Raw genomic sequence first — 8592 nt, forward strand, 5'->3', positions numbered from 1 at the left:
CGTCCACGCTTGCGAGGAACACCATCTCGCGCGCCGCGAGGTAACCGCCCACGCGCGGGCTCATGCGGGGCTCGATCATGCGCGAGAGCGCACGGGCGGCCTCGCGCACGCCGGCGCGTTGCTGTACGATGCGCTCTCCCTCGTGAAATGGATCATCGCTCATGTGCTTTTGATTCTCCCGGGGGCCGAAGCGATTCGCTTCTTTTGCTCATCCAAGGAAGACGCAGCAGGATCACCACGTGCTAGACAAAGACCGCGCCCGCACAATCTTGTCCCTGGCCCTGCCGATCATCGGCGGGATGGTCTCGCAGAACATTCTCAACCTCGTCGACACGGCGATGGTGGGGACGCTCGGCGATGCCTCGCTGGCCGCCGTGGGCATGGGCGGATTCTTGAGCTTCATGTCCCAGGCCCTGCTCATGGGGCTCTCGGTGGGCGTGCAGGCACTGGCCGCCCGCCGCAAGGGCGAGGGCGCCGAGACCGAGATGGCCCTGCCCCTGAACGGCGGGCTCATGGTCTCTCTGCTCTGCGGCGTGCCGCTCACCATTGCGCTCTGGTATGCCGCGCCCCACTTCTACCCCTGGCTCATCGATGACCCGGGCGTTGTGGCCGAGGGGCTGCCCTACTACCGCGCGCGGATGCTGGCTTCGAGTTTTGTCGCCATGAACTTCTGCTTCCGCGGCTACTTCAACGGGGTGAGCCGCTCGGGCCTCTACATGCGAACCCTCGTCATCATGCACATCTGCAACGTGGCCATCAGTTACTGCCTGATCTTCGGAAAGCTGGGCCTGCCGGAGCTGGGCACCCAGGGAGCGGGCATCGGCACGGCCAGCGCCACGGTGATCGGCACGCTGACCTACGTGATCCTCGCCATGAAGCATGCCCGCCACGCGGGCTTCCTGCGCGCCCGCCCGAGCGCCCAGACGCTGGGAAGGCTGCTGCGCCTGTCCATTCCCAGCGCGATCCAGACGCTGTTTTTCGCTTCGGGCCTGACCGCGCAGTTCTGGATCATCGGCCGCGTGGGCACGGCCGAGCTCGCGGCCGCCAACGTGCTCATCAATCTCATGCTCGTGCTCATCCTGCCGGGGATTGCCATGGGCATTGCCGCGGCGAGCCTCGCCGGGCAGGCGCTTGGGCGCAAAGAGCCCGAAGAAGCCGTGCGCTGGGGCTGGGACGTGACCAAGCTCGCCGCCATGGTGCTGGGCGCGGTGGGACTTCCCATGATCGCGATCCCGCGCGTGCTGCTCTCGGGATTCATCCACGATCCGCAGACGCTCGAGCTCGCCGTCATTCCGCTCCAACTCGTGGGCGCCATCCAGATCGTCGAGGCGCTGGGCCAGATCCTTCAGGGTGCGCTCCAGGGCGTGGGCGATACGCGCCGCGTGATGGTCGTCTCCATCCTCGCCCAGTGGGGGCTCTACCTGCCGGCGGCTTATGTGGTGGGCCCGATGCTCGGGTACGGGCTCATCGGGATCTGGGTGTGTTTTGCGCTCTACCGCCTGCTGCTGGCCGCCAGCTATGTGAAACTCTGGGCCGGGCGAAAGTGGCTGGGAATCGAGTTCTAGGCCGCTTCCAAATTGTTCTGGCGATTTCCCTCGCCGCGTGGGGCCTTGCTCCCTCCTTGTGTCATGAAGAATCTCGCCGACTGGCGGGGTTTGGTTTTGGGGCAGCAACCGCTTCGTGCTCCCCCGTCGCCGGGGGAGCTGTCCGGCAAAGCCGGACTGAGGGGGGCATTCGGCCCTCCTTGGCTGAAACTTCGGAGGGCCCGTAATGGCGCCCCCATCTGGCCTTCGGCCATCTTCCCCCGACCGCGTGGGAAGAGCGGATCGGTGCGCGCTGCCGCGCGAGAGTTCTTGCCCACTTTACGGCGGCGCCCTGACGGCCGCCTCGGCGCCTGAACGGTTTTCGATGTGTTGTTCGTGTTCTTTGATGATTGCTTTCGGCATCCCCGGCCAGCTTTCCGCGCCGCTCAGCGGCGTGAAGGCCGCGGCCGCTTCCACACCGTGGGTGCGCGCAAGCAGCACGCGGTAAAGGCGCGAGGCCCATTTCAGGCGGCTCTTCTCGCCCCCTTCGTGGCGGACCTGGTAGAGGGCGTTGCACAGTGCCATCGCAACCGGCAGGCACATGCTTCGCGCACGCATGGGGCCCTTCTTCGTGGGAATGGGCGGCGCCGGAGAGAGGCGGTCGAAGAGGTTTGCCTCGCGCGAGAGTTTTCCAAACAGCTCACGCGGGCTTCTTGCGCCCATCACCATCCCCAGCCACCAGTTAGCCCGGCGCAGGCAGGCCTCGATCACATCGGGAGCGTTCCTCTCGATCACCCGGTTTCGAACGAGCGCTGCGCGAATGAAGACGGCCCTTCCCGCCTCGGACTTCGGCGCGGCAGCGTCGGCTTCCTGCCCGCGCAGGTGCTTGATCTCCACCTCGCTGCAGTGCGCGAAGGGGCGCTCTTCGGGAAGCGCGCACCCGCCGCGCGCGCGTCGCTGCTGGAAACGCGCCCGCAGGCGCTCCTCGTAGCGGAACAGACGGCAGGCCGCCTCGAAGGAAATGTCGGGATCGTGGCAGTCGCACAGCAGGGTCAGCTCGGCACGGCAGTATTCCCGCAGCGTCAGGACAAAAAGGTGCGCCGGAGAGAAGACACCTTCGAGACGAACCAGTTCGATGGGGAGCCATTGCTCCAGAAATTCCAGCGTCAGTTGCTGGGGCGAGGAGAGCTGCGCGAGTTTGAGAAGGTGCTCGTGCTCGACCTCATCGATCGCCATCGGCGCCAGTTCGGGCAGTGGCCAGGGACCGGCGTTCTGGAACTGGGTAAACTCGTCGTCGAACGACGAGTTCTCCTCGTGGTGCTCCCCCCGCTGGCGGGGGGAGCTGCCCGGCGCAGCGTGAGCGGAGCCGGGCTGAGGGGGGCCGGGCTTGGAAGAGGGGGAAGAGTCGGTACCGGCATTTCTCCCGCTCCCGCCCTCCGGGCACCCTCTCCCGCTGGGAGAGGGGAACTCCTCCTCAACGCCCTCCGCGCCCCCGAGCAAAGACCCCGGATCCTCCAGCAGCTGCGCCTCGATTCCGTCGTAGAGCGCCAGTACCCGCTCGCAGTAATCGGCATCCGGCGCCGCCGCCAACTCCCGCCCGCGCGCCCGCAGCTTGCCCGCGCGCGCCGCGCGCGCCTCCATTTCCGCCATTGTGACAGCCATGGGGCCCTCCTGCTCCGCAATGGCCCACGCCTGCCAGCGCAAACGGGACCCTCAGCCTACACAGGCAGGGTATCGGAGGGGTGTGACATCCGGCGACATTGGCCCCGGGTATTTTTTTCTGGAACGGACGTTCCACCAGCGGTTTTTTCTGATATGATGCCCCGCGTCACCGCGGGAGCCCCCGGAGCAATGGGGCCCTGCAGGTTCAATCTCTGGAGGCACAAGCATGAAGAATCTCAAGGGCCGCGTTGCGGTCGTGACCGGAGCGGCCAGCGGTATCGGGCGGGCGACCTCCGTCGCACTCGCGCGCGAGGGCTGCGACCTGGCCATCACCGATGTGAACGAAGCCGGGCTCAAGGAAACGGCGAAGATGATCGCGGCACTCGGCCGCAAGGTCTCGACCCACGTGGTCGACGTTGCCAGCAAGTCCCAGATGAAGGCGCTGCCCAAGGCCGTCATTGCCGAGCACGGCCACGTCCATATCGTCGTGAACAATGCGGGCGTCTCAGTCACCGCCCCCTTCGAGCATCACAGCATCGAAGACTTCGAGTGGATCATGGGCATCAACCTCTGGGGCGTGGTCTACGGCTGCAAATTCTTCCTGCCCTACATCCAGAAAGAGGACGAGGGCCACATCGTCAATATCTCCAGCGTGTTCGGCATCATCGGCCTTCCCTCGCAGAGTTCCTACGCGGCGACCAAGTTTGCCGTGCGCGGTTTCAGTGAGTCGCTGCGCACCGAACTGGCCCCGCAACACATCGGCGTCACCAGCATCCACCCGGGCGGCGTGAACACCAACATCGTCAAGAGCTCGCGCTTCGTCGACGCCCAGGAAACCGGCGCCAAACGCAAGATCGAAAAAATGTTCGAGCAGCGCGCGATCTCCCCCGATGAGGCGGCAAAAGAAATCGTCGACGGCATCAAGAAGAACAAGGCCCGCGTACTGATTACGCGCGAAAGCCACGTCATCGACACATTCAAGCGCCTCTTCCCGGTTGGCACCAACCGCATGGTGGAGTTCTTCCAGGAACGGATGGGAATGGGAATCTGATCGCGGGGTCCAGGAACAGAACCGTTACAGCTAGGCGGCTCCCGGTGGGAGCCGCCTCTTCTTTGCCTACAAATCCACCTGCACGCCGATTTCCAGCACGCGCCCGGCGGGGATGCCGAAGAACGCGGTGGCCGGCAGCGCATTTCGTGACATGAGCGAGAACAGGCGTTCGCGCCAGAGCGCCATTCCCGGACGCTTGGTCGCGCGAAGGGTCTCACGCCCGAGCAGGAAGGTGCTCTTGTCCACCTCGATGTCGAAGCCCTGCTTGCGCGCAATGGCAAAAAGCTGGCTGACGTCCGGGCGCTCGAGATACCCGTAGCGGGCGATCATCCCGAAGAAATCCTTGCCCAGATCGGTGACGATCACACGCTCCTCATCTGTCAGGTAGGGACGCGGCATCGTCTCAATTGTCAGGAACACGACGCGCTCGTGCAGGACGCGGTTGAGTTTGTAGTTGTGCAACAGCGAGACCGGGGTGCCGCCCGAGTAACCCGTCATCACGATCGCCGTGCCGGGGACGCGGGCAGGCTTTTCTTCTTCGACACTGAAGAGGAAGTCGTGGAAGGGAATCGTGCGTTCCTGCAGCCGCTCGCCCAGGATCTCGCGGCCGCGCTTCCAGGTCGCCATCGAAATGTAGACAACCGCCGCGATCAGGATCGGGAACCAGCCGCCGTGGAAGAACTTGAGCGCGTTGGCCCCGAAGAAGGCGCCGTCGACAATCAAAAATCCCGTCGTCAGGACAATTACTACCGGCAGCGACCAGTTCCACAATCCGCGCATCGCCACGGCGGCGAGGATCGAGGTAATCACCATCGTCGTCGTCACCGCGATGCCGTAGGCCGCGGCCAGGTTGGCCGAGGTGTGGAAGTTCAGCACCAGCCAGATCGTCAGCGCCAGCAGCACCCAGTTCACGCGCGGCAGGTAGATCTGCCCCATGGTGTGCTCGGAGGTGTGGCGCACTTCGAAGCGCGGCAGGTAGCCCATCTGCACCGCCTGGCTGGTCAGCGAGAAGGCCCCGGTGATCACCGCCTGCGAGGCGATGATCGTCGCCACCGTGGCAATGCCCACCAGCGGGTAGAGCGCCCAGCCCGGTGCCATGAGATAGAAGGGGTTGCTCGCGGCCTCGGGGTTGCTGAGCAGCAGCGCGCCCTGGCCGAAGTAGTTGATGAGCAGCGAGGGAAGCACGACGGTGAACCAGGCCAGCCGGATCGGGTTGGCGCCGAAGTGGCCCATGTCGGCATAAAGCGCCTCGCCGCCGGTCACAACGAGCACGACGGCGCCCAGCACCGTCGCGCCGTGCCAGCCGTTGTGGGCAAAGAACTCGATCCCGTAGAGCGGATTTGCTGCCTGGAGGATCGCCGGGTTCTGGATGATCTGGGGAATGCCCAGCGCAGCGAGCACCACGAACCAGAGCAGGGTAAGGGGCGCGAAGATGACGCCGACGCCCGCCGTGCCGCGATACTGGAAGAGAAACAGAAACACCAGAATCACAATGGTGATGGGATCGACGTAGGGATCGAATACCGGGGTTGCGACGCTCAGGCCCTCGATGGCACTCAGCACGGAAATAGCGGGCGTAATCACCCCATCGCCGTAGAGCAGCGCCGCGCCGAACAGGCCAAGCGCGATGAGCACGGGTTTGACGTATTTGCCGCTTCCCGCCGGTGAGCGCGTCGCCAGCACCATGAGGGCCAGGATGCCGCCCTCGCCCTCGTGATCGGCGCGCAGGATAAAGACGAGGTATTTGATGCTGATGATCAGGACGAGCGCCCAGAAGATCAGTGAGAGGATTCCCAGCACGTTTTCGGGGGCGACGTGCACGCTGTGCGGGCCGTTAAAGCACTCGCGCAGAGCGTAGAGCGGGCTCGTGCCGATGTCGCCGTAAACGACGCCGAGCGCCGTATAGGCCAGCAGCGGCAGGGCCGGCGACTTGGGAGTCTCGGAAGATTCAGCATCCATTGGTCTGTCCCCTGATTTGGTGTGGACTGCCTACGCTGCGCCCAGTAGCGCAAATCCCTCGGCAAGGGCAAGCTTGGCATCCTCGTTGCGAACTTCGAAAAGCGCGGCCTGAGCGCCCGCATCGGCGCGAGAACCACTGATGACAATGCTGGAGGGAAGCGGGACGCTCGCGCGAAACCGCCCGCCAAAGCGGATGATCCGCCGCGGATCGCCGCCGGCAACCTGCTCGATGACCGCGCTCACGGCCATGGCCAGCGTCGCCGTCCCGTGCAGGATGAGCCCGGGAAGCCCCGCGAGTTTCGCCACTTGAAGATCTGTGTGGATGGGATTCCAGATGTCCGAGCACTCGGTGTAGACGTGGGCCGCACCGGCGCTGAGCGCGCGCTCCACCTGCCACTCGTGCGGTCCCGGTTCGGGAAGCGCCGGCAGCGCGTACTCGGGCGGGCGGCTCTCGCCGCTCACTTCCACGCCACGGAACATGGTCCCGTACCAGGTCGTCACGACCGGCTGGCCTTTGGCGTCCGTCGTCTCGAAGCGGGTCATCTGGTAGGCGCCGGCGCTGGTGGCCTGCACGCCGGCGATTTCGGCCCGGGTCTCCAGTTTCTCGCCCGCGCGAATCGGCCGGTGGAGAGTCGTGTCCTGACTGGCGTGGACCCCGCGCAAGCTCTCGGCGGCGCTCATGCCGCTGCCCTGCCCCACGCGAAGTGCCAGCAGCGCGGGCCATTCCAGGCTCACCGGGAACACCGGGTGCGCGGCGATGCCGCCCTTGCGGGTTGTGTCGAAGTAAACGGGCGCGCTCTCGCCGATGCCCGCCGCATAGGCCATCAGCCCGCGGGCGTCCGCGTCGCGGGAGAGCGGCTCTCCCACGGTTCCGACCACGGCTGAGTTGAGCGGCACGTCAGGCTTTCTGGTAGAAGCTGTCGTCGCGGGTATCGACCAGAATGCGCTGCCCGCTCTTGATGTGAAGCGGTACCTGGATGCGCACGCCGTTGGAGAGCTCGGCCGGCGTGGTGACAGATCCCGAGGCCGTGTTGCCGCGGGTGCCGGGCTCCACCATGACGATTTCAAGCTCCACATAGTTGGGAAGCTCGACATTCACGACGTTGTCGTTGAAGAAGATCGCCTTGATCTCCAGGTCCTCGGAGAGATACTTGGCCGATTCCCCGATCACGTCCCGAGCCAGATTGAACTGCTCGTAGGTCTCAGTGTCCATGAAAACGGCATCAGGGCCCTCGTCATAGAGATACTGGACCTTGGCGAAGCGGATATCGGGCTGCTCGTACTTGGCGCCGGCTTTTACCGAGTCGCTGATGAGCTGCCCGGTCAGCAGGTTACGGGCCTTGAACTTCACCAGCGTCGCCGCACCGCGGGCGCTGGGGGTCTGGGTCGTGTGTTCGAGAATCACGTAGGGCTCGCCATCGATCAGGATGCGCACGCCCTTGGAAAAATCGGCTGTCGTAATCATTTTGTCCAACCTCGCGTCGTCGGTCGCGGCGTAGTATGATGCCAAGATCGCAGCATGAAAACAGCCCGGCATGACGGTTTTTTACCGCCCCGCCGGCGCCGCCCACGGGGGAGCCAGGATGGTCGAAGACAGCGAATTCCGCATTGAAAAACGCGAGGTTCCGGCGCTGGTGCGCACCCACAAGCACACCGCCCTTGAGGGCTCGTTCATGTGCTCGGCAATCTCGGCCGAGCACACCGGGCGCGAGCGCCTGACCGACCTGCTCAATGGGCCCGAGCCCTTCGTCCCTTTTTTCGAAACCAAACGCCAGGGGGCGACCCTCATCAACAAGGACCACATCTTCGTCGTGGAGCTCAAGGGGCCCGACGTTGCCCACGATGACCAGCTCAGCAACCCCATGGGGGAGATGCACCTCATTGAGCTGACGCTGGGAACCGGCGGCACCTTCGAGGGCCAGTGCCTGGTAACCGGCGCGGCCGGCCACACCCGCACGCTCGATTATCTCAATCGCACCCAGCATCGCTTCATCTACGTCGACGCGCCCGAGGGATACCGCATCCTGAACCTCAATCACGTGATCTCCGTCCGGGACCTCGGCAAGCGATGAGGGCGCAAGTGCCCTTCACGCCCGGGGGTTGAAGACGGGCGACGCATGCGTCGCCCCTACACGTGGACAAGTCTCGCGCAATCACGCGCTGCAACGAATGAGAAACCCCTACAGTCCCGGACCATTGAAAAGCAGATCGCCTGCACATTCCATGCTTGTGTAGGGGCGAGGCATGCCTCGCCCTCCCACGCGCAATCGCAACATAAAAACGGCCTCCCGATGGGAGGCCGTTTTCGTTTCGATTCGTTGCACAGCTAGACCAGTCGTTTGAGCCACTTGAACTTGCCCTCGGTGTAGGGCGGGTAGAGGATCGAGGGGTCGATCA

At 64.7% G+C, this 8592-nt stretch carries 7 protein-coding genes; 3 read left to right on the forward strand and 4 right to left on the reverse strand.

The genetic code is table 11. From position 1 onward, the window contains the following. Window positions 1-239: 239 nt before the first annotated feature. Window positions 240-1565 (forward strand): MATE family efflux transporter, encoded by a 1326-nt coding sequence (locus KDH09_07635; protein MCB0219547.1) that lies wholly within the window; start codon window positions 240-242, stop codon window positions 1563-1565. Window positions 1566-1862: 297 nt separating this feature from the next. On the opposite strand, the gene KDH09_07640 is transcribed toward KDH09_07635, so the two are convergent. Next, window positions 1863-3185 carry a hypothetical protein gene (locus tag KDH09_07640; GenBank protein ID MCB0219548.1) on the reverse strand — a complete coding sequence of 441 codons (1323 nt, stop codon included), beginning with the start codon at window positions 3183-3185 and terminating at the stop codon, window positions 1863-1865. Window positions 3186-3411: 226 nt separating this feature from the next. Here KDH09_07640 and KDH09_07645 point away from each other — a divergent pair, with 226 nt between their 5' ends. After that, entirely contained in the window at window positions 3412-4236 is an 825-nt protein-coding gene (locus tag KDH09_07645) for an SDR family NAD(P)-dependent oxidoreductase (GenBank protein ID MCB0219549.1), read from the forward strand. 66 nt (window positions 4237-4302) lie between these two features. On the opposite strand, the gene KDH09_07650 is transcribed toward KDH09_07645, so the two are convergent. The 3 genes from KDH09_07650 to efp are packed head-to-tail and all read right to left on the reverse strand — an operon-like array spanning window position 4303 to window position 7660. Then, window positions 4303-6195: a potassium transporter Kup gene (locus tag KDH09_07650; GenBank protein ID MCB0219550.1), complete on the reverse strand. Its 1893-nt coding sequence runs from the start codon at window positions 6193-6195 to the stop codon at window positions 4303-4305. A gap of 30 nt (window positions 6196-6225) precedes the next feature. Continuing rightward, the gene (locus tag KDH09_07655; GenBank protein ID MCB0219551.1) at window positions 6226-7092 is read right to left on the reverse strand and encodes a MaoC family dehydratase N-terminal domain-containing protein; all 867 of its coding nucleotides are present in this window, start codon (window positions 7090-7092) and stop codon (window positions 6226-6228) included. A gap of 1 nt (window position 7093) precedes the next feature. Then, entirely contained in the window at window positions 7094-7660 is a 567-nt protein-coding gene (gene efp, locus KDH09_07660) for an elongation factor P (GenBank protein ID MCB0219552.1), read from the reverse strand. A 118-nt stretch (window positions 7661-7778) separates the two neighbouring features. Here efp and KDH09_07665 point away from each other — a divergent pair, with 118 nt between their 5' ends. Continuing rightward, window positions 7779-8267, forward strand: coding sequence for a hypothetical protein (locus KDH09_07665; GenBank protein ID MCB0219553.1), 489 nt, complete (start codon window positions 7779-7781; stop codon window positions 8265-8267). The last annotated feature ends 325 nt before the right edge of the window (window positions 8268-8592 follow it).

It is taken from the genome of Chrysiogenia bacterium, from assembly GCA_020434085.1.
GTDB lineage: Bacteria > JAGRBM01 > JAGRBM01 > JAGRBM01 > JAGRBM01 > JAGRBM01.